Source organism: Thioalkalivibrio versutus (assembly GCF_001020955.1).
Lineage (GTDB): Bacteria > Pseudomonadota > Gammaproteobacteria > Ectothiorhodospirales > Ectothiorhodospiraceae > Thioalkalivibrio > Thioalkalivibrio versutus.
Genome location: NZ_CP011367.1, coordinates 2,100,530 through 2,123,577 on the forward strand (window position 1 = coordinate 2,100,530; position 23,048 = coordinate 2,123,577).

General features: G+C 67.3%; 18 protein-coding genes. 8 read left to right on the forward strand and 10 right to left on the reverse strand.

Annotated elements, in window-relative coordinates:
• Positions 1–161: 161 nt before the first annotated feature.
• Both TVD_RS09725 and TVD_RS09730 read right to left on the reverse strand, forming a co-directional pair.
• On the reverse strand, positions 162–1,727 hold the full coding sequence (locus TVD_RS09725; protein ID WP_018168548.1) for a methyl-accepting chemotaxis protein: 1,566 nt from the start codon (positions 1,725–1,727) through the stop codon (positions 162–164).
• A 169-nt stretch (positions 1,728–1,896) separates the two neighbouring features.
• Positions 1,897–3,279, reverse strand: coding sequence for an HDOD domain-containing protein (locus TVD_RS09730; RefSeq protein ID WP_018168547.1), 1,383 nt, complete (start codon positions 3,277–3,279; stop codon positions 1,897–1,899).
• Positions 3,280–3,392: 113 nt separating this feature from the next.
• Between TVD_RS09730 and motA the strand changes: the two genes are divergently transcribed.
• The 3 genes from motA to TVD_RS09745 are packed head-to-tail and all read left to right on the forward strand — an operon-like array spanning position 3,393 to position 6,295.
• Positions 3,393–4,247, forward strand: a complete 855-nt coding sequence (motA, locus tag TVD_RS09735) for a flagellar motor stator protein MotA (protein WP_018144402.1) — start codon at positions 3,393–3,395, stop codon at positions 4,245–4,247.
• Between the two features lie 19 nt (positions 4,248–4,266).
• The gene (motB, locus tag TVD_RS09740; protein WP_018168546.1) at positions 4,267–5,217 is read left to right on the forward strand and encodes a flagellar motor protein MotB; all 951 of its coding nucleotides are present in this window, start codon (positions 4,267–4,269) and stop codon (positions 5,215–5,217) included.
• 1 nt (position 5,218) lies between these two features.
• The gene (locus TVD_RS09745) at positions 5,219–6,295 is read left to right on the forward strand and encodes a CobW family GTP-binding protein (RefSeq protein ID WP_018649811.1); all 1,077 of its coding nucleotides are present in this window, start codon (positions 5,219–5,221) and stop codon (positions 6,293–6,295) included.
• A gap of 126 nt (positions 6,296–6,421) precedes the next feature.
• Here the strand turns inward: TVD_RS09745 and TVD_RS09750 are convergent, their stop codons facing one another.
• The 5 genes from TVD_RS09750 to TVD_RS09770 all read right to left on the reverse strand — a co-directional run bounded on the left by TVD_RS09750 (position 6,422) and on the right by TVD_RS09770 (position 14,762).
• A complete protein-coding gene (locus TVD_RS09750) occupies positions 6,422–7,210 on the reverse strand; it encodes a sulfite exporter TauE/SafE family protein (protein ID WP_047251502.1) in 789 nt (262 codons plus the stop codon).
• An 18-nt stretch (positions 7,211–7,228) separates the two neighbouring features.
• Complete coding sequence (locus TVD_RS09755; protein ID WP_018144406.1) at positions 7,229–8,209, reverse strand: M14 family metallopeptidase; 981 nt, start codon at positions 8,207–8,209, stop codon at positions 7,229–7,231.
• Positions 8,210–8,308: 99 nt separating this feature from the next.
• Positions 8,309–12,214 carry an EAL domain-containing protein gene (locus tag TVD_RS09760; RefSeq protein WP_047251503.1) on the reverse strand — a complete coding sequence of 1,302 codons (3,906 nt, stop codon included), beginning with the start codon at positions 12,212–12,214 and terminating at the stop codon, positions 8,309–8,311.
• Positions 12,215–12,243: 29 nt separating this feature from the next.
• Entirely contained in the window at positions 12,244–12,678 is a 435-nt protein-coding gene (locus TVD_RS09765; protein ID WP_047251504.1) for a response regulator, read from the reverse strand.
• Positions 12,675–14,762, reverse strand: coding sequence for a PAS domain-containing sensor histidine kinase (locus TVD_RS09770; protein WP_047251505.1), 2,088 nt, complete (start codon positions 14,760–14,762; stop codon positions 12,675–12,677). The genes TVD_RS09765 and TVD_RS09770 overlap by 4 nt, the downstream gene beginning before the upstream one ends.
• 241 nt (positions 14,763–15,003) lie before the next feature.
• On the opposite strand from TVD_RS09770, the gene hisI reads away from it, so the two are divergent.
• The 5 genes from hisI (at position 15,004) to TVD_RS09795 (ending at position 20,532) form a co-directional block, all read left to right on the forward strand.
• Positions 15,004–15,444, forward strand: coding sequence for a phosphoribosyl-AMP cyclohydrolase (gene hisI, locus TVD_RS09775; protein ID WP_018649809.1), 441 nt, complete (start codon positions 15,004–15,006; stop codon positions 15,442–15,444).
• Positions 15,441–16,850 (forward strand): cysteine--tRNA ligase, encoded by a 1,410-nt coding sequence (gene cysS / locus TVD_RS09780; RefSeq protein ID WP_018649808.1) that lies wholly within the window; start codon positions 15,441–15,443, stop codon positions 16,848–16,850. Before hisI ends, cysS begins: the two co-directional genes overlap by 4 nt.
• Before the next feature lie 5 nt (positions 16,851–16,855).
• Positions 16,856–17,503, forward strand: coding sequence for a DUF1007 family protein (locus TVD_RS09785; protein ID WP_018176013.1), 648 nt, complete (start codon positions 16,856–16,858; stop codon positions 17,501–17,503).
• 69 nt (positions 17,504–17,572) lie between these two features.
• Positions 17,573–18,640: a nickel/cobalt transporter gene (locus TVD_RS09790; RefSeq protein ID WP_047251506.1), complete on the forward strand. Its 1,068-nt coding sequence runs from the start codon at positions 17,573–17,575 to the stop codon at positions 18,638–18,640.
• An 89-nt stretch (positions 18,641–18,729) separates the two neighbouring features.
• Complete coding sequence (locus TVD_RS09795; RefSeq protein WP_018649806.1) at positions 18,730–20,532, forward strand: AMP-dependent synthetase/ligase; 1,803 nt, start codon at positions 18,730–18,732, stop codon at positions 20,530–20,532.
• 122 nt (positions 20,533–20,654) lie between these two features.
• Here the strand turns inward: TVD_RS09795 and dsrE2 are convergent, their stop codons facing one another.
• From dsrE2 to TVD_RS09805, 3 genes are all read right to left on the reverse strand, one after another.
• The gene (gene dsrE2, locus TVD_RS09800; RefSeq protein ID WP_018144415.1) at positions 20,655–21,125 is read right to left on the reverse strand and encodes a sulfur carrier protein DsrE2; all 471 of its coding nucleotides are present in this window, start codon (positions 21,123–21,125) and stop codon (positions 20,655–20,657) included.
• A gap of 105 nt (positions 21,126–21,230) precedes the next feature.
• Complete coding sequence (locus TVD_RS14795; protein ID WP_018144416.1) at positions 21,231–21,377, reverse strand: hypothetical protein; 147 nt, start codon at positions 21,375–21,377, stop codon at positions 21,231–21,233.
• Positions 21,378–21,479: 102 nt separating this feature from the next.
• Positions 21,480–23,045: a dynamin family protein gene (locus tag TVD_RS09805; protein ID WP_047251507.1), complete on the reverse strand. Its 1,566-nt coding sequence runs from the start codon at positions 23,043–23,045 to the stop codon at positions 21,480–21,482.
• Between the last annotated feature and the right edge of the window lie 3 nt (positions 23,046–23,048).

Here is a 23,048-nt window from a genome sequence, read left to right on the forward strand (position 1 = left end):
CAGGGCCTCTGCCGACACATGAACTTGCAGGATGCGGTTCGCTGCGCTCAACGCATCCTGCCCACTGCGTGCCAACGCGGTTCCGCCCGCCATCGCCACGCAGGCTCGACGCCACCGTTCCAACCCCTACCGAGTCGATAACGGCCCGATCGAGGCTCGGCTTATTTCTGTTCGAAGCGGTGGATCAGCGCCTTCAGTTCGGCGGCCTCGGCCTGCATCCGCGCGCTGGCGTCGCGGGCATGGGCGGAGACGGAACCGGTCTCGGTGGCCACATCGCGAATGGACGTCACGTTGCGGTTGATCTCCTCGGAGACCGCGCTTTGTTCCTCGACCGCGGTGGCGATCTGGGTGTTCATCTCGGTGATCTGACCAACGGCCTCGCGGATGCTGGTCAGTGAATCGCCCGCCGCCTGGGCCTTCTCCACCCCGTCGGCAGCCCGCTCCTGACTGGCACGCATCGCGGACATGGCCTCGCGCGCCCCGGACTGCAGGCTCTCGATCATATTGCGAATGGTCACCGTGGATTCGTCGGTGCGCTGCGACAGGCTGCGCACCTCGTCGGCCACCACGGCGAACCCGCGGCCGTGTTCCCCGGCGCGGGCGGCCTCGATCGCGGCATTCAGCGCCAGCAGGTTGGTCTGCTCGGCGATCTCGCGAATGACACTCAGAATCTTGTCGATCTCCACGGTGCTCGCTTCCAGCTTGCCGAGCTTCTCGGCCGTGGACTCGACCTCCGCTGCCATGCGGTTGATCACGGAAACCGTGTCGTTCACGACATCCTGACCGGCCCCGGTTTCCTTCTCGGCGTTGTTGGCGGCCTCGGCGGCGCGCGCGGAGTTGCTCGCCATCTCCTGGATGGTCGAGGTCATCTCGTTCATCGCCGTGGCAACCTGGTCGATCTCGTTTTGCTGGCGCTCCACGCCGGCGGCGGTCTGGTCCACGCTGCTGGCCATCGAGTGGGCACCGTCACTCACCGCCTCGGCCTTGTCCTCGATGCGTCCCAGCACGGTGCGCAGCTTGGCCTCGCCGAAGCGCTGCACCAGCTCCAGCGAGGCGCTGTCATCGCGGCGCCCCGTGTAGATGGCCTCCATGACCGGGTTGTCGAACTGGGCCTGGGCGCGCTTGACCGCCTGGCGCACCCCGGAGGTAAACACCAGCGACGCCACGCCGCCGACAGCGAAGATCAGCACCAGCAGGGCCGCCTGCACCACAGGCGAAGACGCCGAGAACACGACGGCGAGCGCCAGCAGGACGCCCACGATCCAGGTGCCCGCCAGGCGACAGGTCAGGCCGTGATACCAGCGCCGTGCGAAGCTCCGACCCCGGTTGATCGCGGCATACACCTTCTCGGCGCGTGCCACATGTTCGCGCTCCGGGATCGCCCGCACCGACTCGTAGCCGGTCTTGCGCCCGTTCTCGTAGGCGGGGGTGACAAAGGCGTCCACCCAGTAATGATCGCCGTTCTTGCGCCGATTCTTGACGATGCCCATCCAGGCCCCATCGTCCTTCAGGGTCGCCCACATGTTCGCGTAGGCGGCCTCCGGCATGTCCGGGTGGCGCACAATATTGTGTGCAGCCCCCTCCAACTCCGCGCAGTCGAAGCCGCTGACCGCGACGAAGTCGTCGTTCGCATAGCGAATGCGGCCTTTTTCGTCCGTGGCCGAGATCAGATCCCCATGCCGATCGAGCGAATAGGCCGCCTGGGTGACGGGAAGATTCTTGCGCATGCCGTACTTCCTTATTCTTGTATGCCGAACAGGACGTGTCCGGCAACCCAAATTCGCGCGGGCCGTTCGCTGCGACCCGCGCCCTCGAGGATGATCCCCGGCGAATATATTCGCTCTTACGAATGTATCGACCCGGATGCCCCAAACTTGAATCGCACCCGGCGGCGGCCTACCGGGGTTCAACGGGCCGCGATGCCGCCGCCAGCACACGCCGAAAGCCCTCGAAGGCGAACGGGGTCAGCTCCAGGTCACGCGAACGCCGGTCGGCGTAGACCAGGCCCAGCACGCGCTCGCCATCGCACAGGCGCGCGACGAGACAGTCGACCCCGCCGGTCAGCTTGCGCACCGCCGGAGGCATCTGCTCATGGATGCGCTTGCGGTCCCACCACTGCGGCGTGTCCTTATCCAGGACCTGCGCCAACGGTCCGAGCGCCGCACGGTTGATCACAAAGTGGCTGAACTCCGGCTCGTGCAGCGTGCCGACCAGGTGCTCGGCACGCAGCGTCTCGCCATCCCGGGACAGACGGGCAAAAACCACCCGGTTCAGGCCTACACCGAACTGCATCACCCGCAGCATCCGCCGTACGCGCAGCTCGCGGTTCTGCTCTTTCTCGAGCGCGCCAATCCCCTCTTCCAGCAGGTCGACCCGCGGCATCAGGGCCAGGCGCGGCCGATGTGGCTCGCGCAGCCAGACCCGCCCGGGTATCTGCGGATCCAGCGGTTCACGATGATAGACCGCGACATCCGCGTTGAAACGCTCGATCACCGCACTGATCCGGTCCGCGGCCTCCTTGTCCGTCAAACCCATCAACCCGGCTAGCAGCGCGAGGTCGCGGTCACCGCGCGCGGTATCCATGCCGCGAAAGACCTGCCAGGCCACGGCACTCGCGACCATCACCTCAAAGGCCCGGTGATGCGCCGCATTGACCGCCCGCAGTGTCCCCTGCACCAGTTCCGGCAGCTCCATTTGTTCCGCCATCGCACGCGAGAGATCGTCCGTTGCGTACCCCAGCGCGGTGTAACTGGCCTCGTCCGGAAGCGCATTCAGCTCGAGGATCTCCATCAGCCGGGCCAGGCGCGGCTCGCCCTCCACCAGCAGGGCGAGCAGGCCGAGCTGATTCAGCAGGGCGGCCAGGGCCAGCTCGCCCGGCTCGGTATCGTGGCGCTCGCCTGCGATTTCGGTCGCAATCATTGCCGCCAGCCGCGATTGCGCCGCCATCTCGCGATAAGCCTGCGGCTGGGTAACGACATCCTCGACGCGCGGCGCCGCAGTCGCCTCCTGATGGACGTTCTGCAACCCCAGCATGGCGATGGCGTCCCCCACCGCGTGCACTTCCTGGCGCAGGCCGCGGCGCGAACGGTTTGCACGCAGGATCAGACGCAGGCTCAGACCGGGGTCGCGTTCGGCGTAACGCGCCAGTTCGCGCAGCGAGCGCTCAACCAGGGCGTCGGGGTCGGCAAACACCGCATCGCTCGCCTCGAGGATCGGCCATTCCACGGCCGTCAGGCGGGCGGCTTCGTCCATGTAGGGCGCGTCCTTGTCCAGGGACATGCTGTACCTCGCGCAGGGGAGTCGTTATGGTTATGCCCGTCACTATAGCAACTGCGGCACTGTGAACTGGCCCGCAGAACCCCTACTCGAGCCCACATCCCGGAACCCCATCAGTGAAGTACATTCTCGGCTTTATCATCGTGCTCGGCGGCGTGTTCGGCGGCTTCATGCTGCACGGTGGCAATATCATGGTCATCTGGCAGCCGTACGAATACATGATCATCGGCGGCGCGGCCCTGGGCGCCTTCCTGATCGCCAACCCGTTGCGGGTTGTGATCACCGTCATGAAGTCCCTCCCCCAACTCCTGAAGGGGGGTGCCAAGTACTCGCGCGACGACTATCTCGACCTGCTCGCGCTGATGTACAAGCTGTTCACCAAGGCCCGCAAGGAAGGCCTGATGGGCATCGAAGGCGACGTCGAGGAGCCCGAGGAGAGTGCCCTGTTCCAGGCGCATCCCCGGGTACTCAAGGACCATCACGCGGTCGAGTTCATCACCGACTACATGCGCCTGATCATCTCCGGCTCGATGAACCCGCACGAGCTGGACGCCCTGATGGACGTGGACCTGGAGACCCACCACGAGGAATCCGAGCGCCCCAGCCATGCGGTCAACCGCGTGGCGGATGCCCTGCCCGGCTTCGGTATCGTGGCCGCTGTTCTGGGGATCGTGAACACCATGGGCGCAATCGGCGGTTCGATCGAGGAAATCGGGATGAGCGTGGCAGCGGCCCTGGTCGGCTCCTTCCTCGGCATCCTCCTGGCCTATGGCTTTGTCGGTCCAACCGCGGCCGCCCTGGAGTCGCGATCCCAGGAAGAAGCCAAGTTCCTCCAGTGCATCAAGGCCTGCATCCTCGCCAACGTTCAGGGGTACAGCCCGCAGGTGGCAGTGGAATTCGGGCGCAAGACCATGGAAAGCGAGATGCGTCCCGGCTTCGCCGAACTCGAGGAGCACGTGAAGGCGGCCTGAGGCCGTCCGGACCGAATCCATGGGCGTCGAAGACAAGACCCAGCCGATCATCGTCAAGAAGAAGGTGGTCAAGGCGGCCCACCACGGGGGCTCGTGGAAGGTCGCCTTCGCCGACTTCGCCACCGCGATGATGGCCTTCTTCCTGCTCCTGTGGCTGCTCGCGGCGATGGAGGTAGAAGAACGCGCCGGGCTGTCGGAATACTTCAAGAATCCGTCGGCCTTCGACGGCGAGGCGGCCCTGCCCGGGCAGGCCCCGGGCGACGGCACCGGCGTGGACCCGTCGATCATCGACTTCGAGGGCCTGCCCGAGATCCTCGATGACCCCGAGCGCATGGACGCCCCCGTGGGCATCGACGAGCAGACCTTCGACGACCTGGCCGAGGCGCGCGACCGTGAGGCCCTCGAGACACTGCAAAGGGCCCTGGAGGAAGCGGTCGAACAAAGCCAGGCGCTGGAGCCCTTCAAGGACCAGTTGCTCCTGGACATCACGCCCGAGGGCCTGCGCATCCAGATCATCGATCGCGAGAACCGCCCGATGTTCGACAGCGCCAGCGCGCGGCCCCTCGAGCACGCCGACGCGATCCTGCGTGAACTGGCCAGCCTGATCAACAAGGTCCCCAACCGCGTCTCGATCACCGGACACACCGACGCGCGCCCGCTGCTGCGCCCGGACTACACCAACTGGGAACTCTCGGCCGACCGTGCCAACGCGGCCCGCCGCGCGCTGATCGCCGGCGGCACCCAATCCGACCAGATTGCCCAGGTGGTGGGTCTGGCGGCCAGCGTGCCCTTCAACCGCGAAAATCCGGAAGCGGCCATCAATCGCCGCATCTCCATCATCGTCATGTCCCAGCAGGCCGACGATGCCATGCGCCAGAGCCTGGAGAGCGAGGGCGTGCGCCCCGACACCCTGGGGCCGGCAGACAACGGCACCGCCCCACCGCCCGCGCAACTGGACGACCCCAGCTAAAATGGCCCAACATCGCGACATCCCGCTGAACCTGATCACCGGCTTTCTTGGCGTCGGCAAGACCACCGCCATCCGTCACCTGCTCGCACAGCGCCCGGAAGGCGAGCACTGGGCTGTGCTGGTCAACGAGTTCGGCGAGATCGGCGTGGATGGCGGGCTGCTGGCGGATACCGGCGTGGCCCTAGAAGAGGTTCCCGGCGGGTGCCTGTGCTGCGTCTCGGCGCAGATGTTTACCGTCGGCCTGAACCGGCTGATCCGCAGCCAGAAACCCGACCGCATCCTGATCGAACCGACCGGTCTCGGGCACCCGGCGCAGATCATCCGCACCCTGACCGAACCGCCCTACGCCGGCGTCCTCGATCTGCGCGCCACCGTGACCCTGATGGATGCACGCCACCTGGCCTCGCCCCGCCATCGCGAGCACCCGACCTGGCAGGACCAGATCGCCCTGGCCGACGTGCTCCTGGCCAACAAGGCCGATCTCTACAGCGAGGATGACCGCGAGACGCTGCATGCCTACGTCGCCGCGATGCCCTCGCCGCGCCCCCTGGTGGTCGAGACGACTCAGGCCCGCATCGAGCGCGAATGGCTGGACCGGCCCCGGCTGGAGCGCGGCGGTGCCCTGTTCCCCGAGGCCCGCGCCTTCCTCGACGCCGCGACCGAATCCACGGACCATGACCATGACCATGACCATGACCATGACCACGACCATGACCATGACCACGACCATGACCACGACCACGCTGCTCCGGCGGCAGATGAATGGGTCACCATTGACACCCGTGGCGATGGCTACATCGGTCGCAGCTGGCTGATGCCCGAGGGGCAGGTCGTCGACCACGCAACGCTCGCAGGCCTGGTCGACGGCTTTACCGGCGACCGCTTGAAAGGACTGGTGGCAACCGACCAAGGCTGGCACCGCATCAACCGCGTGGACGGCCACGGTGGGCTGGAGCCAATGGCCGCCCCCAACACGCCGCTGCGCCCCCGCATCGAGGCCATCCTGCCGGAATCCGATACCGCCGCCCTGGACGCCCTCGCCCGGACACTCGACGCCGCACGCACCCCGAACCCCTGACCGGGCCCTCAACGCCAATGGCAGACGCTTCGCAGGCTGCGTTGAGCCCCGCGAAACGCATCAGGACGCACGGGTACACGGAAAGACGTCACGCCGACCGATGCGTTTCGCTTCGCTCGACGCAGCCTAGATGTCAGGCGACGCGAGCCAGGCGGGATCGAGGAAAAACAAGAGGGTAATCACCGCCCCGATCAGGGTGACGGCATGCCGATAGCCGGCCTCCGGCACGCGGCGCACCAGGGCGATACCGAGCCGCGCGCCCAGGATCGCACCGGCCCCGACAGCCAGCAACCCGGTCGCCACCACCTGCCCGCCCGCGATGTAGACCCCCACCGCCATCAGGGTCAGCACCGAGGAGAGCAGGTTCTTCACCGCATTCGCCCGTGCGAGATCCGTGATCCCCTGGCCACGCAGGATGGCCAGCAGCAGGATGCCGACGCCACCGTTGAAATAGCCGCCGTAGGCGCAGCCCAGCCCGGCCCCCAATACCCGCAGCGGCCCCGAATGCGCCCGCGCGGCCTGATGCTGTAACCAAGGGCCCAGCGCAAACAGCACCGTGGCCAGCAGCAACAGCCAGGGGATCAACGCGCGGAACCGGGCATCCCCGGTCAGCAGCAGCACGGAGGCCCCCAGGGCCCCGCCCAGCACCCCCGCCAGCAGCAGGCCCCAGGCCAGCCCTCGGCCCAGCTCCTGCCACGCCCCGCGTAACTGCCGCCGATCCGCCAGCACGCTGGCCAGATAGCCGGGCAGCAAGGCCGCGGTCCCCGTGGCATTCGCGGCCACCGGCGGCACGCCAACGCTCATCAAGGCCGGCAGCGTCAGAAAACTGCCGCCACCGGCCACCGCATTCAGCAGGCCGGCGAAGAACCCGGCGGCGAGAAGCAGCAACGCAACGCCGGAGGGCGCAAAGTCCATGCCGCGCGGTATCCCGGCTCAGACGACCTTGCGGTCACTGAACTCGGCGCGGTAGAACCACTCGTTGCCCGGCAAGGAATTGGGGTTGGGAAACACGATGAAGCCCGGCTCCGGGGCACGCACCTCGGTGCCGTCGGCACGCGTACCGATCAGCTCGCCGGCCGCCAGCGGATCGAAGCTCTTCCACTCCCGCGCAAAGCGGTCATCCGGATGGTCGCGGTCGATCACCTCGACCAGACGCAGCACCTCCGGACTGGCCTGGCCCGCGGTGGCCGGGGCCTCCAGCATGTCCAGATGCGCGAGGGTGTTGCGGATCGCGTTGTACGCCACCTCCGGCGCCTGCGGGTCGTCATGCTGGCCGCATTCCAGGGTCACGCCGTAGCCGCCCTGCGAGCGCATGTACTCGGTGGTGCCGATGCCGTAGCTGGGGTCGGTACTGAGCATCTGCGCGCGCTGGCTGGCGTTCGGGTTCTTCATCCGTCGCGCGACCCCGCGGGCGTAGGTATCCAGCCAGCCCTCGACCATGCGTTGCGGCCCCAGGCAGGCCGCCAGCGCCTGTTCCTCGGCCGCGTGCGTGAAGCCTTCCAGCTCGCCGTCGTTGTCGCGCGGGCCGAGCATGATGAACGGCTGCCCACCGGTGTGGAACGAGTGCAGATCCAGCAGCACATCATGCGCCGCCAGCAGCGGGCACAGCACGTTGGCGATGCGGTCCTCGAAGTCCTGCGGGTCGTCGGTCACGCGCAGATTGCGGTTCAGGTTGCGCTCGCCCATGCGGCTTTCCAGCTGATAGGCCAGCGGGTTGGTGCGCGGCACCAGCGTCAGTTGTCCGCGCAGCAAACGCCGCTGCCCCGACTCCAGCTCCGCGTGCAGGCGTTCGGTGGCCTGGGTGCCACAGGTCTCGTTGCCGTGCACCGCCCCCAGCACGATCAGACGCGGCCCCGGCTCCAGGCCGTGAAAGGTGATCGAACGCAAGGCAGTGGGACGGGACGGATCGGACATCGGGGCAGCTCCGGGCAAGAGACGGGCCTAAAGGCTACCGGAGCGGCCCAGGGGATGCCATGCGGGCATGCCTGACGACACACTGACCAGCGGGCCCCCTCAGGGTGTCGGCAGGCCGGCATGCTTCGTCATCCAGGCATCCAGCGCCTCGATCTCCAGCGGCCGACTGTAGAGATACCCCTGACCCAGGGCACAGCCGCGCTCCTGCAGGAAGGCCGCCTGCTCCGCCGTCTCCACGCCTTCGGCGATCACCTGCATGTTCAGGTTGCGGCCCATCGCGATGATGGTGGCGGCGATCTCGCGGTCGGCGCTCTCGCTGGCAACGCCATCCACGAAGCTGCGGTCGATCTTCAGGACATCCAGCGGATAGGTCCTCAAGGCCGCCAGCGAGGAATACCCGGTCCCGAAGTCGTCGATGGCCAGCTTCACCCCCAGCGCCTTCAGCGCCACCAACCGTGCAATCGCCTGATCGCCCTGCTGCATGATCGCGGTCTCGGTGATCTCCAGCTCCAGCTGGGCGGCCGGGAAGCCGGTCAGCGCCAGGATCTCCGCCACGCGATTGACGAAGTCGCTGCGCTGCAGCTGCACCGGGGACAGATTGACCGCCAGACCGAAATCTCCGGCGCCGCGGTCCAGCAATCGGCGCCCGGCGTCGCAGGCCTCGCGCAATACCCACTCGCCCAGCGCAACGATCAACCCGGTGTCCTCGGCGATCGGGATAAAGCGATCCGGCGGGATCATCTCCCCCTGTGCCGGCTGCCAGCGCAGCAGCGCCTCCATGCCGAAGGGTTGCCCGTCCTCCAGCCGCACCTGTGGCTGGAAATGCAGCCGCAACTCGCCGTTGTCGTCCTGCAGGGCCTGGCGCAGTCGGTTCTCCAGCTCCAGGCGCTCGTCGGCCGCACGTGTCAGGGCCTGGGTATAGACACTCCAGGTCTGGCGCCCGGATGCCTTGGCCTGGTACATCGCCGCATCCGCATGCTGGATCAGCGCGGTCACGGTGTCGCCATGATCGGGGTAGAGACTGATGCCGATGCTGCCATTCAGATAGACCGAACGCCCGTCCTCCAGCGTAAAGGGGCGCTCGAAGCTTGCCAGCAAACTGCGGGCGCAGCGCGCGACCTCGTCGTCACTATCCGGGTTCTCCGCCACAATCAGGAATTCATCGCCGCCCAGCCGACCCAGCACATGGGTTGGCCCCAGCACCCCGCGCAGACGCCGCGCGACCTCCACCAGCACCTGATCACCCGCCGGGTGCCCCATGGAATCGTTCACGTTCTTGAAGCGGTCCAGATCGAGGTTAAGCACCGCAATCCGGTACCCATGCATGCGGGCACGCTCCAGCGCCTGCCCCAGCATCACCTGCAGCTGACTGCGATTGGGCAGATCGGTCAGGGCATCGTGTTGCGCCAGGTACTGCAGTTCATCCTCCGATCGGCGCAGCTCCGACATGTCGGTCAGTACGCCGGCGTAATGCAGCGCCTGGCCCTGCTCGTCATAGACGGTATTGAGGCTCAGCCACTGCGGGGCCACCTCGCCATTGCGCCGCCGGTTCCAGATCTCGCCCTGCCAGTGCCCCTCGCGCTGGAGCCCGTCCCACATGCGCTTGAAGAACTCGGCATCGTGCCGCCCGGACTGCAGGAAACTCGGGTTGCGCCCCATCGCCTCGGCCTCGGAAAAACCGGTGATGTCGACAAAGGCCGGGTTGACCGCGACGATTCGCGGGGTCAGATCAGTGATGATGATGCCGTCCCGGGTACTCTCGAAGACCGCCGCCATGCGCCGCAGTCCCAACAAGGCCTGACGCCGCTCCAGTGCCGCCCCCAGGCTCGAGGCCACAATGCGCGCCAGGCTCTGGTCCGCATCGGTCCAGCGCTGCGCGCGCTGCACCCGGTCGAGCGCGAGAAACCCGCGGTACTCGCCCTCCACATATAGGGGCACCAGCAGCACGGCCTGGCTCTGCGAGGCCTCCAGGATCTCGCGTTCCTCATCCGGCAGCTCGCGGGTCAGCACATCCACCGCGCCGCCGCCCTGCAGGATCTCGTGCCAGCGCGGCAGGACCGATTCCAGACTCAGGTTGCGCAGCGGGGGCGGGCGGATGGTCTCCTCGGTATCCGTGCGCACCCAGTAGTAGCGGTGGATATCCAGGGCCTCGCGCACCGCGTGGTCCAGCTCGGCCACCAGCACATAGGCCCGGTCGGCGCCGGCCTCCTGTCCCAGCTCGGCCAGCAGCCGGTGGATCACGCTGGCGGGGTTGTCCTCGCGCAACAGTTCCACGGTGAGCTCGGCGGCGGTCCGCAACGCGCGCTCGCGATCGCCCAGGGCCTGCGAGACGCGCAGCTTCTGCGCCGCCAGCCCCGCGATCTGGGTGAACTCGTCGATCAGCACCCGTTCGCCGGGGTAGGGTCCGCGTGACGCGCCGAGATAAATACCCAGGGTGCCCAGCACGCCACCGTCGGCATCCCGGAAGGGGAACGACCAGCAGGCGCCAAAGCCCGCCCCACGTACGAGATCGCAGAACCCGGCCCAGTTCGGGTGCGTTCCGCAGTCCTCGATGATCATCGGTTCGCCACTCCACGCGGCCTCGCCGCAGGAGGCCATCCCCTGAGCAGCGCGGATTCGGCGGGTCGCACTGCGCAGCGGGTCCGGAAGCCGTGGAGCCGCCACGCCGTGGAGTTCCTGACTGTCGGCATCCAGCAGCATGATGCAACCGTGCAGGTCGGGGGCCAGCGACTCCAGGCCCTTGACCACATCCTCCAGCAGGCGCGGATCGCGCTCCCCCGTGGCCAGGCGTGCCAGTACGTTCCCGCGCACCTCCTGAACGCGCTGGTCCAGCACCCGCCGGGTCACGTCCACCAGACTCCCGGACAGGCCCGTGGCCTGGCCCGCGGCATCCAGATTGACCTGGCCGCGCAGCTCCAGCCAGCACAGCGAGCCATCGGCCGCGCGCAGACGAATCTCGGCCCCCAGCCGGCCGTCGTCGGCCTCCGCGGCGCGCGTCAGCAGTCGCGCCGCCACACCGCGATCCTCCAGCGGCATGAACGACAGCATCTCCTCGCCGATCGACAATTCCACCGAATGGCCGGTGATGGCCGTCCAGGCCGGATTGAGGAAACGCCAGCAACCGGCAGCATCGGTCTCGAAGACGATATCGCCGGCGCGCTCGATCACCTCGCGGTAGCGCCGCTCGGAGGCTGCCAGCGCCGTACGTTCCCGGCGCAGCCGCGCGCGCGCAAACACCTGGTCCAGCAGCAGCGGCAGGGTATTCAGATACCCGTCTTGCTTGACCGCGTAGTCCTCCACGCCCATACGCAACGAGCGCGCAGCGAGGTCCTCGGTGCCCTGGCCGGTCACCAGGATGGTCGGCAGATCCAGCCTGCGGTCCTCGCGCACGATGCGCGCCAACTCCAGCCCGTCGATTCCGGGCAACCGGTAGTCCACCAGCAACAGGTCGAAATCCAGATCCCCGGTGGCACTTTCCGGCAGGACCGCCAGGGCATCTTCCGCCGTGTGCACCGCCTCCACCTGTACATGCGGGGCCGCGCGCGCCAGAGCACGGCAGGTCAGACCCACATCGAATTCGCTGTGTTCGACATACAGCACCCGCAGCGGCTCGCGCGCCTCGCTCACGCGCAGCTCGCGCCGGGCACACGCATCCACCACCCGCCCCGGAAGGCGCTCCAGGTAGCCATCGGCCTTGGTCAGATAGTCATCGGCACCCGCGCGAAATGCCGCCACCACGGTTTCCTGTTCGCCGTGCCCGGTGAGCACCAGCACGGCCTCGCCGCGTCCCGCGGCGTGCAGCTCGCTGATCAAGTCGAGACCGCTGCCATCCGGCAAGCGCAGATCCACCACCACACAGTCGAAGGCATCCGCCCCGGTCAGCGCCGCGCGCGCCTCGGTCAGGGAACCCGCCGCGGACACGGCAGCGCCCGGCACCTGGCGTTCCAGGGCGCGGCGCTGCAGATCGGCATCTGCCGAGTGATCTTCTACGACCAGGATTCGCATGGGGTCTCGGGTTGCAAGGGGCGGCGGATTCAGACCGGCGGGTGGTTGAGCAGGCACCAGTAGAGCTCGACCTGTTCGGCAACATCCACGAACTTGGCGAAGTCCACCGGCTTGACGATGTAGGAGTTGGCGCCGCAGTCGTAGGCGGTGGCGATGTCGCGGTCCTCGCTGGAGGAGGTCAGCATCACCACGGGGATATGCCGGAAGCGCTCATGCGCGCGGATGCGCCGTAACACCTCCAGTCCGTCCACCTTGGGCAGCTTGATATCCAGCAGGATCACCGCCGGCGGCGCGAGTTCGCCGCGCTCCCAGCGATCGAGAAACTCCAGTGCCTCCACCCCATCGCGCGCGATCTCCAGCGGGTTGGAGAGGTTCCTCCGCTCGAAGGCGCGCTGCATCAGATCGATATCCACCGGGTTGTCCTCCACCACCAGGATGGAGGGCTGACGTCCGGCTTGGCTCATCGCGGGAACTCCACCTGGAAGGTGGCCCCCTCGCCCGGCATGCCCTCGGCGCGGATCTCGCCGCGCAACCGGTGGACTGCACGGCGCACCAGCGCCAGGCCGACGCCGGTCCCCGGATAGGCCTCGGCACGGTTCAGGCGCTGGAAGATATCGAAGATGCGATCTCGAAACGCCATGTCAAAACCGATCCCGTTATCCCTTACCGTGATCCCGAGTGTAGCGCTGCGGGATTCGGCCTGCACCGTTACCTGCGGGACCTCGCGCTCGGCACTGAACTTGAACGCGTTCTCCAGCAGGTTGCGCAGGATCAGGGCGACGCCATCCGGGTCGCTGACAAAGCAGAGATCGGGATCGATCTCGATACTCACCTCGGCGCGCTCACGCAGTCCCCGATCCACCGACTCCAGCACCTCCTCCACCAGCGCGCGCACGCGTACGGTGCGCTCCTCCAGCGGCCGACGCTCCATGCGCGAGTAGGCCAGAAGATCCGAAATCAGCTCGTTCATCTGCGCCACGCCATTGCGGATATTGCTGAGGAAGGTGCGACCCTCGCCCTCCAACTGCTCGCCGTAGTCCGCCTCCAGCAACTGGCTGTAGCCCTCGATTCCGCGCAGAGGGGCCTTCAGGTCGTGGGAGACGGCGTAGGAAAACGATTCCAGTTCCTGGTTGAGCGCCTGCAGGGCCGCCGTGCGTTCCGCCACCCGCTGTTCGAGTGTGGCATTCAGGTTGCGCAGTTCCAGTTCGTTGCGCTTGAGCTCGGTCACCTCCAGCACCGTCCCCTGCACGTAATGCAGGCCGTCGGCGCGCTCGATCGGCGCCTCCATGGTGAGACTGAACCAGGCCTCCTCGCGCACCTCGGGCCGGGCCTTCAGGAGCAACCGCTGGGGCCCGGGCCGGCCGCCGGCGATCAGGGTCTCCAGCGCCGCGGAGAAGCTCGCCCCGTCCGCGGACTCGAGGTCGAAGAAATTGCGGGCAAACGACTCCAGCGTCGGCTTGCCGTAGTGGGCATCACAGCCCAGCAACCCATACAACCGATCGGACCACCACAGCTCGCGGTTCTCCAGCAGGTACTCCCAGCTGCCCAGGCCGGCGTGGCGCTCGGCCTGGCTCAGGCGATCCACCTGGCGTGCCAGGGCGGCCTCCGCCTGCTTGCGCGCCTCGATATTGCGCAGCGTCACCAGCAGCAGCTTCTCTCCGGCGATCTCGGTGACCTGCAGGTTGGCCTCCACCCAGAACCCGTGGCCGTCACGGTGCCGGGCGCGCCACTCGAACACCAGCTGTTCGCCACGCCGGGCACGCTCCATCAGCGCCTTCTGGCGCTGAACGTCGAATCCGGTCTCGTCCGCGCTAAGATCGGCCACGTTGCAGGCCAGCAACTCGGCACGGCTGTAGCCGTACATCTTCTCGGCCGCAGCGTTGAGCCCGATCAGGGCCTCGGTATCCAGGTCTTGCAGCAGGATCGCCTCCTGCACGTTGTCGAAAATCGCGCGGAAGCGGGTCTCGGAATCCCGCAGGTCCTGCTCGGCGCGTCGGCGTTCGGTCACGTCCACCAGCAGGCCATTGATACGGATCACCTGCCCGGACTCGTCACGGGTCAGCCAGGTTCGGTCTTCCAGCCAGACCCAGCCGCCCGGTCCGTCCCGCAGGCGATACAACTGGGTATAACGGTCCGGGCCGCGCTCGATGTGCGCGGCGACCTCGGCCACGATGCGGTCGATATCGTCGGGGTGGATCAGGTCGGCATAGTGCACCTCGCCGCGCAGCAGGGCATCGCGGGCAATGCCCCAGCGCTCGATATTCGGGGAGACAAAGGTGACCGGCCAGCCGGGGGTGGTAGCCCACTCGATGGCAACCACCGGGGAACGTTCAACAATCCCGGTGAGCCGGCGCGCCTCGCGCGAGGCGCGGTCGCGGGCCTTCAAGGGGAAATATACCAGCAGGAACAGGACGATAGCCGTGACCACCACGTAGCCCCAGCCCTTGAGGGTCTGCAACTGCCCCAGCAGCTCCAGATCGTCGACCATCAGCAGCAGGGCACGGTCGGACAGGGCGATCCAGAGCAGCCCGACAACCAGATACAGCACGGCGATGAGTAACGCGGTGCGCCCCGCGCTGGGTCTCCACCTTCCCTTGTTGCCTCCCGCCATGCCATTCCTCCGACCGCCACGGAGACGCGGCCGGCATTCCCTGCCCGCCAGCTGTCCTGTCTCGAGCATCGACCACCCGTGGCCCAAGCGCAACCCAGGGCAGTCGGGGCTGGTTTGCGGGCTTCGGAGCGCGGTTCGAAAATGGTATTCTTCGCCGCTCCCGCAAGCGGACGCAGCGATGTTCAAGCAACTCGAAGGCGAGTCCCGTGGCGAGCGCCACCCGACCCCAGCGGTCCTGGATCGCCTGAAGCTCAATGCCGGCGGTTTGATCCCCGCCATTGCCCAGCAGCACGACACCGGCGAGGTCCTGATGCTGGCGTGGATGAACCGCGAGGCCCTGGACGAGACCCTGGCGACCGGACGCGTCTGCTACTACTCGCGCTCGCGCCAGGCGTTGTGGCGCAAGGGCGAGCAGTCCGGGCAGGTGCAGCAGCTGCATTCGCTGCACCTGGACTGCGACGGCGACACCCTGCTGCTGAAGGTCGACCAGACCGGCCCGGCCTGCCATACCGGGCGGCGCAGCTGCTTCTACCTGCAGGTCGGACAGGACACCGTCGTGGTGACCAGCGATCCCGAGATCGCCCCCGAGACGCTGTACGGCAAGGACACCGGGCAATGAGCGCGGCCCGGACCCTCACCCTGCACAACACCCTGGGCGGGCGCGACGAGCCGTTCGTGCCCCAGGACCCGGAGCGGGTGACGCTCTACGTCTGCGGCCCCACCGTGTACAACCGCGTGCACATCGGCAACGGCCGGCCGGTGGTTGTGTTCGACGTGCTGTTCCGCGTGTTGCGCGAGCTCTACGGCCCGGATCACGTGGTCTACGCCCGCAACATCACCGACGTCGACGACAAGATCAACAAGGCCGCCGCCGACAACGGCGAGCCCATCGCCGCGCTGACCGAACGCTTCACCCGGGCCTTCCACGAGGACATCGCCGAACTCGGCACGCTCAAGCCGACCCTCGAGCCGCGCGCGACCGAACACATCCAGCCGATGATCGAGCTGATCGAACGCCTGATCGAACGCGGCCATGCCTACGTGGCCGACGACCACGTGCTGTTCGACGTGACCTCCTACCCGGACTACGGCGCCCTGTCCGGGCGCTCGCTGGCGGACATGCAGGCCGGCGCCCGGGTCGAGGTCGCCGACTACAAGCGCCACCCCGGCGACTTCGTGCTGTGGAAGCCGGCCGCGGCGGGCGAGCCCGGCTGGGAGAGCCCCTGGGGCACGGGCCGCCCCGGCTGGCACCTGGAATGCACGGCAATGATCCGCAGCCACCTGGGCCCGATGATCGACATCCACGGCGGCGGCCACGACCTGGTCTTCCCGCACCACGAAAACGAGATCGCCCAGGGCTGCGCGGCCGAGGGCTGCCACGAACACGGCACCCACTACGCCCGTTACTGGGTGCACAACGGACACCTGACCATCGACGGCGAGAAGATGTCCAAGTCACTGGGCAATTTTCAGCTGCTGCACGACCTGCTGCAGCACTACCCCGGCGAGGTCCTGCGCCTGGCGCTGCTGTCGCGCCACTACCGCGCCCCGCTGAACTTCTCGGAAGAGACCCTGACCCAGTCGCGCAACAGCCTGAATGGCCTGTACCGCGTACTGCGCGATGTGGCCGACATCGAGGCCGACGACATTGCTGCCTCCAACACGGCAGTGTTCACGGCGCTGCTGGATGACCTGAACACCCCCGCCGCGATCACCGCGCTGCACCGCATGACCGACGCCCTGGCAACAGCATCCGACGATGCCGAACGGGCCCGCCGCAAGGGTGAACTGCTGGCGGGCGCCGCCCTGCTGGGTCTGCTGCAACAGGACCCAGCCACGTGGTTTCAGGGCGACGCCGGGGACGATGACCTGGCCGCCTGGGTGGAGGAGCGCATCGCCGCACGCAAGGCCGCGCGCCAGGGCCGCGACTTCGCCAAGGCGGATGCCATCCGCGACGAACTCGTCGCGCGCGGCATCGAGCTGGAAGACACGCCGGATGGCACGCGCTGGCAGCGCGCCACCTGAAGCCGATGCATCTGCGCCCCTGGCTCATGCGATTGACGCTGGTTCTGGGTCTGCTCCTGCCGGCCGGCGCGCTCGCCCACCCGCATGCGTGGATCGACCTGCGCATGGGGCTGGTCTTCGACGATGCCGGCAACCTGGCGAGCATGGAGCAATCCTGGCGCATCGACCCGACCTACAGCCACATGCTGCTGGAAGACCTGACCCGGGACCTCGACGGTGCCACCGGCATCGATGCGGCGCTGGAACACGCCGCCGAACGCATGCTCGGAAACCTGGCTGCCTATGACTACTTCACCGAACTGAACCTGGGCGACGAGCGCCTGGACGTGCCGCAGGCCCGCAACGCGCGCCTGACCCTGGAGGACCGGCGCCTGCACCTGCGTTTCGAGCTGCCGCTGGACGAACACGACATCACCGCCGGTGACGCCTTCACCTACCGCGTCTTCGATCCGGAATACTGGATCGAGATCCGGCACGATCCGGACGACATCGTCTTCGTGGAGAATCGACCCGGTTGCGAGGTCGCCGTCACCGAGCCCCGACCGGACCCGCAGCTGATCCGCTACGCCGCCACCCTGGAACGTTCGGACCGCAGCCCGGTCAACGACCTGGGCCGTCACTTCGCGGAAACCGCCACGCTGGAATGCGACTGAGCCCGGTGCTGCCGCGCGATCGGACGCCACGCACACCACACCGCAGACTGAGTGTTATACAGTAACGCCATGCGCACCGACCAAGACCTGTTCCGAGGCCCTTCCCTCAACCTGCTACTTCTGTTGCTGGCCCTGCTGTTTGGCGGCTCCGGACTCGTGCAGGCCGAGACCGGCCACCCGCTGGGCGCCCCCACCGGGGCGCCCGCCGAACGCGACGCGCCCGCCAGCGGCAATCAGGCGCCAACCCCACTGGTTGAGCCCCCGAGCCACCTGGAACGCCTGACCGGCTGGATGCTGCAGACCCAGCGGCAGTTGCACCGCAGCCTGACCGAGGGCCTGCACGCCCTGCGCGACGGTCCGACCACACAAACCGCCGGGGCGCTCATCCTGGTCAGCCTGCTCTACGGGATCTTCCACGCCGCCGGCCCCGGCCACGGCAAGGCGGTGATCAGCGCCTACCTGCTGACCCAGCCGCAGAACCTGCGGCGCGGCATCTTGCTATCCACCGCCTCCGCGCTGGCGCAGGGCGTCACCGCCATCGCCCTGGTCGGTGTGTTGATCGGCCTGTTCGGTTGGCTGGCCCGCGACACCCTGGGTCAGGTACGCACCCTGGAAATCGCCAGCTTCGCCCTTGTCGCGCTGCTCGGGCTGTGGCTGATGGTTCGTGCCCTGCGCCATGCCTGGCGGCTGCATCGCGCCCACCGCGCTCAAGCCCACGATCACGATCATGCGCACGAACACGACGCGCACTGCGGCTGCGGCACCCCGCACCACGTGGATCCCAACCAGCGTGGTACCTGGTGGGGCACAGTGCTGGCCGTCGGCATTCGCCCCTGTTCCGGCGCGGTGCTGATCATGGCGGTCTCCACCGCCCTGGGCCTGGCCTGGGCTGGCGTGGCCGCCGTGCTGGCGATGTCACTGGGCACGGCGGCGACGGTCTCGGTGCTGGCGACCCTCGCCGTCTCCGCACGTGACTGGACCCGTCGCTGGCTGGGCCCGACGCGCCTGGGCCGGCTCACCTACATTGGGCCGTCCCTGGGCCTGGCCGGGGGCGGCGTGATCGCCCTGATCGGTCTCAGCCTGGTCCTCGGCGCCATCGCCGACCAACCCGTCGCTCACCCGCTGGGGATTCGCTAGGCAGACGACGCCTCCACGGGGCCGAGCTTGCCCCGGATGGACACCTCCTCTAACGTCCGGGTCATCGGACCCCAGCGCGCGAGGCCCTCATGTCGTCGACCACCATCACCCCGGAGCAGGCCCCCACCCTGCCGGCGCTGTTCCGCACCCGGGTCTCCATGAGTCGGGATGCCCCGGCCTATCGCCACTTCAGCGCCGACGACCAGACCTGGAAGCAGACCACCTGGGGCGAAATGGCCGCGATGGTGGATCGCTGGCAGGCTGCGCTGGCGCGCGAAGGTTTCAAGCCCGGGGAACGCGTTGCGCTGATGCTCGGCAACTCGCGCGAGTGGGTCGCCCTCGACCAGGCCGCCAGCGAACTGGGGCTGATTACCGTGCCGCTGTACACCGACGACCGCCCCGACAACGTCGCCTACATCATTGGCCAGACTCAGGCCCGCCTGCTCTTGCTGGGCGAGAGCATGCACAACCGGCGCCTGTCCGAACACTTCGAAAACATGCCCTCGCTCAAGCGCATCGTGTGTCTGGGCCAATCCGAGGGTGAGCCCGATGACTCGCGGGTGATGCACCTCGACCGCTGGCTGGAACGCGGCGACCCCGACCAAGTGCGTCGCCCGGACCTGGACCCCCTGGGCCTGGCGACCATCGTGTTCACCTCCGGCACCACGGGGCGACCCAAAGGCGTGATGCTGTCGCATCGCAATATTCTCGACAATGCCCAGGCCTCTTCCACCGCCGGACCGCTGTCGGATACCGACCGCTTCCTCTCCTTCCTGCCCTTGTCCCACATGCTGGAACGTACCGGCGGCTATTACATGCCCATGCTGATCGGCGCCGAGGTCGCTTTCGCGCGCTCTATCCAGGGTCTGGGCGAGGATCTGATGTCCGTGCAGCCCACCGTGCTGATCTCGGTCCCGCGCATCTACGAACGTGTGCATGGCCGCATCCAGGCCGGCCTGAAGGAGAAATCCGCGATCGGCCGTGGCCTGTTCAAGGCCACGGTGGCCATTGGCTGGCGCCGCTTCGAATACCAGCAGGGCCGTGCATCCTGGTCCCCGGGCCTGCTGCTGTGGCCCCTGCTGGAACGAATCGTGGCGCACAAGGTGCTGAATCGCCTGGGCGGCAAGCTGCGCTTCGCCGTGTGCGGCGGCGCGCCGCTACCGCCACCGATTGCCCGCTTCTTCATCGGCCTCGGCCTCCCGGTACTGCATGGCTACGGCATGACCGAATCCAGCCCGGTGGTCAGCGTCAACACCCCGGACGACAACCTGCCCGCCTCCATCGGCAAGCCCCTTCCGGGTATCGAAGTAAAGATCGGCGAAATGGACGAGCTGCTTACCCGTTCCAGCAGCGTCATGCTTGGCTACTGGAAGAACGAAGAGGCCACCGCCTCCACGATCGACCAGGATCACTGGCTGCACAGCGGGGATCAGGCACGAATCGACGACGATGGCCGCATCTTCATCACCGGACGCCTGAAGGACATCCTCGTGCTGACCAATGGCGAGAAGGTCCCACCGGCGGACATGGAGATGGCCATCGCCCTGGACGCCCTGTTCGATCAGGTCATGGTGGTCGGCGACGGCCACTCCTTCCTGAGCGCCCTGGTCGTCCCCGAACCCGAGGCCTGGGCGACCTTCGCCGAGGACCACGACCTCGACCCCAGTGCCGCCGGACGCCTGTCGCGTGCTACCGAGCGCGCCCTGCTCCAGCGCATGCAGTACCAGCTACGCGACTTTCCCGGCTACGCCAGGATCCGCCACGTCCACGTGGTGCACGAACCCTGGTCAGTGGACAACGGCATGCTGACCCCGACCATGAAGCTCAAGCGCCCGGTCATTACCAAGCACTACGCCAAAGCCATCGAGGCCATGTACGCCGGCCACGACTGATCTTTTCTCTTTTTATCCACCACGAAGCGCCCTTTGACCCACCGGAAGCACCCCAAAAACGAAAAAGGCCCCGCAGCGCAACGCCGCGGGGCCTTGATGGGCGCGCCAGGCGCGCGGCCGGTTCAGATGAACAGGCAGATATCGGACTCGCCGGCGAACTCGAAGAACGCGGCGGCCCCGGCGTATTCCACGCCGTCGATGAATTCGCTGGTGTCCATGTCGAACAGGTCCACCGTCATCTGGCAGGCAATCATGCGTACCTCGGCCTCCAGGCACAGCTCGCGCAGGTCGCCCAGATCGGAGACGCCCTTCGCCGCCATCTTTTTCTTCATCATCACGGTCATCATCTTCTGCATGCCCGGCAGGGCCTGCAGAAGCACCGGCATCGGCATCGGCATCGGCATGCCCGGATTGCCCAGCGAGGTCACCTGCAGATCCAGTTTCTTGCGCAGCAGCTGCAGGCCGTAGAAGGTAAAGAACACCTCGCAGTCGTAGCCCAGAGCGGCCGCCGTGGAGGCGAGGATGAAGGGCGGATACCCCCAGTCCAGGCTACCCTTCGTGGCAATGATGGCCATCTTCTTTTGATCACTCATTTCTACTTTCTCCTCCAGTGGTAACAGGAATCGGATCCGCCACAGCCCCCTGCGCACGATCCGTCCCCAGTTGGTTAAAGCCCGTGGGTGTCGGGGCGGGAGAGCCTACTGCTCCGACGCCTGACGCCCCCTGCGCCAGTCTCGGATCAGTGCACACCCGGCACAAACCCCCAGCGCTGCCATGCTGGCCCATACCGAGATGGGCACCAGGATCATGGCCAGCGCGAACATAAGCCACGCCAGTATGGTCATCGTTCTCCTCCTGCACAACATTAGCGGCGGGTAACCGCGCCCGCTGGTCGTGCTGCTTGCTGCGAGCCGGCGCAGGAGGAGGCATCATGCCTGCCCCTACCCCTAGCGCCTCTCCGGCGCCTCCGGCTCGGCGTAATCGCGGGGCGCATCCGTGCCCGGCGTCGGGTCGGGGACCGGGGCTTCCGGCTCCTTCGGGTTGTAGACATCGCTGGCCGAGGCCCGCCCGCCCTGGCGCGAGACCGGACTGGCATCCACAAACTGGTTGTTCAGGCGCTGGATGTAGGCCTCGGCGCGGTCGCGCAACTGATGCAGGCGGCCGATCATCCGCCGCCCCAGACCCAGCGGTGCACGCCCCATCATCGGGCGCCAGGGACGCGTGTTCTTCTCGAAGGCCGCGCGCCAGTTACCGGCGGGGGTCTCGGTCGGCAGCGTCCGCGCGATGCGGCGCGCCAGCCAGCGGCGATTGAAGAAGTGAATCCCGCCGAGCACGATCGCCAGCACCACGATGCCAAAGACAGTCAGCAACGGGCGCTCGCCCATGGACTGCCAGACGCTGCCATCGGTCCACGGGGCCACACCACCAGTCCACTGGTAGCCAATCAGGCCCAGGATCACCGCGACCACCGCGAACATCCCGGCGTCGAACTGCACGACACGGCGGCGCCAGCGCGCGAGCGCATGTTGCAGCGCCGGCATGACGTCCATCTCGATGGATTCGGCGATCGCCTGCAGCGAGCCAAGGATCCGGTAGGAACGCGAGGAACTGATCTCCTGGATCTTGGCGTGGATCTCCTGACGGTCGCGCCGGGATTTTTCCTCGTAGCGCTCGCGCACCTGAGGATCGCCGATCTCGACCGCCGCACTCTCGTTGTACAGGCAATAGAAACGCCCGGTGGCATTGCCCTGGCGCACGACGGCGCGCTGCCAGGCGGAAACAACCTCTTCCAGGTTGTCCTCGCGCCAGGTGGTGTCGATCTGGTTAAGGATAAACACCAGCTTGGTGAAATCATTGCGTTCGGCGACGCGATTGACCAGGTGCTCCAGGGTGTCGCGCATCGCGCCCGGTTCCGGGTGGCGGGCATCGAAGAACACCAGTACCAGGTCGGACAGATCGATGATGTGGTCGGTCAGCTGCAGGATCGTCGCGCGCTGCTCGTCGGCATCGAACCCGGGAGAGTCGATGATGATGCGCCCGCGCAGATGCTCCGCGCGCGCGGTCTTCATCGCCAGGAAATGATCCACCGTACGCCCGCCGCCGTCGGTGATGCGCTCGATCTCGTCGGATACGCGATAGAACGGGAAACGCGGATCGCCGTCCAGCGCGAGCCCCGGCAGCTCCTGCACGTGCTCGCTTCCGCCGTAGCTGATCACGGTGAACTTGTCGTCCACCGCCTGCGAACCGCTGCGCTGCACGGTGGTGCCCACGTATTCGTTGATGAAGGTGGACTTGCCGGCCGAGAACGTCCCCAGCATGGCGATCATCGGCCACCAGGAGATGGTGAAGGCGTAGGAGTCTTCGGTGGGATCCAGCAGACCGGCCGCATAGCCGACCCGGTCCAGATCGCGGAAGGGGTCGACCACCCCCTTCAGGACCGGATTCTCTTCGGCAAGGCGGTCGCTGAGCAGCTTGAGCTGCTTGCGTACCCGAGGGCCAGGACGATTGAACATGCG

What these genes read in the sequence shown, in the direction of transcription:
- TVD_RS09725 (WP_018168548.1), bottom strand. Translation starts at nt 1,727, where the DNA reads ATGCGCAAGAATCTTCCCGTCACCCAGGCGGCCTATTCGCTCGATCGG.
- TVD_RS09730 (WP_018168547.1), bottom strand. Translation starts at nt 3,279, where the DNA reads ATGTCCCTGGACAAGGACGCGCCCTACATGGACGAAGCCGCCCGCCTG.
- motB (WP_018168546.1), top strand. Translation starts at nt 4,267, where the DNA reads ATGGGCGTCGAAGACAAGACCCAGCCGATCATCGTCAAGAAGAAGGTG.
- TVD_RS09745 (WP_018649811.1), top strand. Translation starts at nt 5,219, where the DNA reads ATGGCCCAACATCGCGACATCCCGCTGAACCTGATCACCGGCTTTCTT.
- TVD_RS09750 (WP_047251502.1), bottom strand. Translation starts at nt 7,210, where the DNA reads ATGGACTTTGCGCCCTCCGGCGTTGCGTTGCTGCTTCTCGCCGCCGGG.
- TVD_RS09755 (WP_018144406.1), bottom strand. Translation starts at nt 8,209, where the DNA reads ATGTCCGATCCGTCCCGTCCCACTGCCTTGCGTTCGATCACCTTTCAC.
- TVD_RS09760 (WP_047251503.1), bottom strand. Translation starts at nt 12,214, where the DNA reads ATGCGAATCCTGGTCGTAGAAGATCACTCGGCAGATGCCGATCTGCAG.
- TVD_RS09765 (WP_047251504.1), bottom strand. Translation starts at nt 12,678, where the DNA reads ATGAGCCAAGCCGGACGTCAGCCCTCCATCCTGGTGGTGGAGGACAAC.
- hisI (WP_018649809.1), top strand. Translation starts at nt 15,004, where the DNA reads ATGTTCAAGCAACTCGAAGGCGAGTCCCGTGGCGAGCGCCACCCGACC.
- cysS (WP_018649808.1), top strand. Translation starts at nt 15,441, where the DNA reads ATGAGCGCGGCCCGGACCCTCACCCTGCACAACACCCTGGGCGGGCGC.
- TVD_RS09785 (WP_018176013.1), top strand. Translation starts at nt 16,856, where the DNA reads ATGCATCTGCGCCCCTGGCTCATGCGATTGACGCTGGTTCTGGGTCTG.
- TVD_RS09790 (WP_047251506.1), top strand. Translation starts at nt 17,573, where the DNA reads ATGCGCACCGACCAAGACCTGTTCCGAGGCCCTTCCCTCAACCTGCTA.
- TVD_RS09795 (WP_018649806.1), top strand. Translation starts at nt 18,730, where the DNA reads ATGTCGTCGACCACCATCACCCCGGAGCAGGCCCCCACCCTGCCGGCG.
- dsrE2 (WP_018144415.1), bottom strand. Translation starts at nt 21,125, where the DNA reads ATGAGTGATCAAAAGAAGATGGCCATCATTGCCACGAAGGGTAGCCTG.
- TVD_RS14795 (WP_018144416.1), bottom strand. Translation starts at nt 21,377, where the DNA reads ATGACCATACTGGCGTGGCTTATGTTCGCGCTGGCCATGATCCTGGTG.
- TVD_RS09805 (WP_047251507.1), bottom strand. Translation starts at nt 23,045, where the DNA reads ATGTTCAATCGTCCTGGCCCTCGGGTACGCAAGCAGCTCAAGCTGCTC.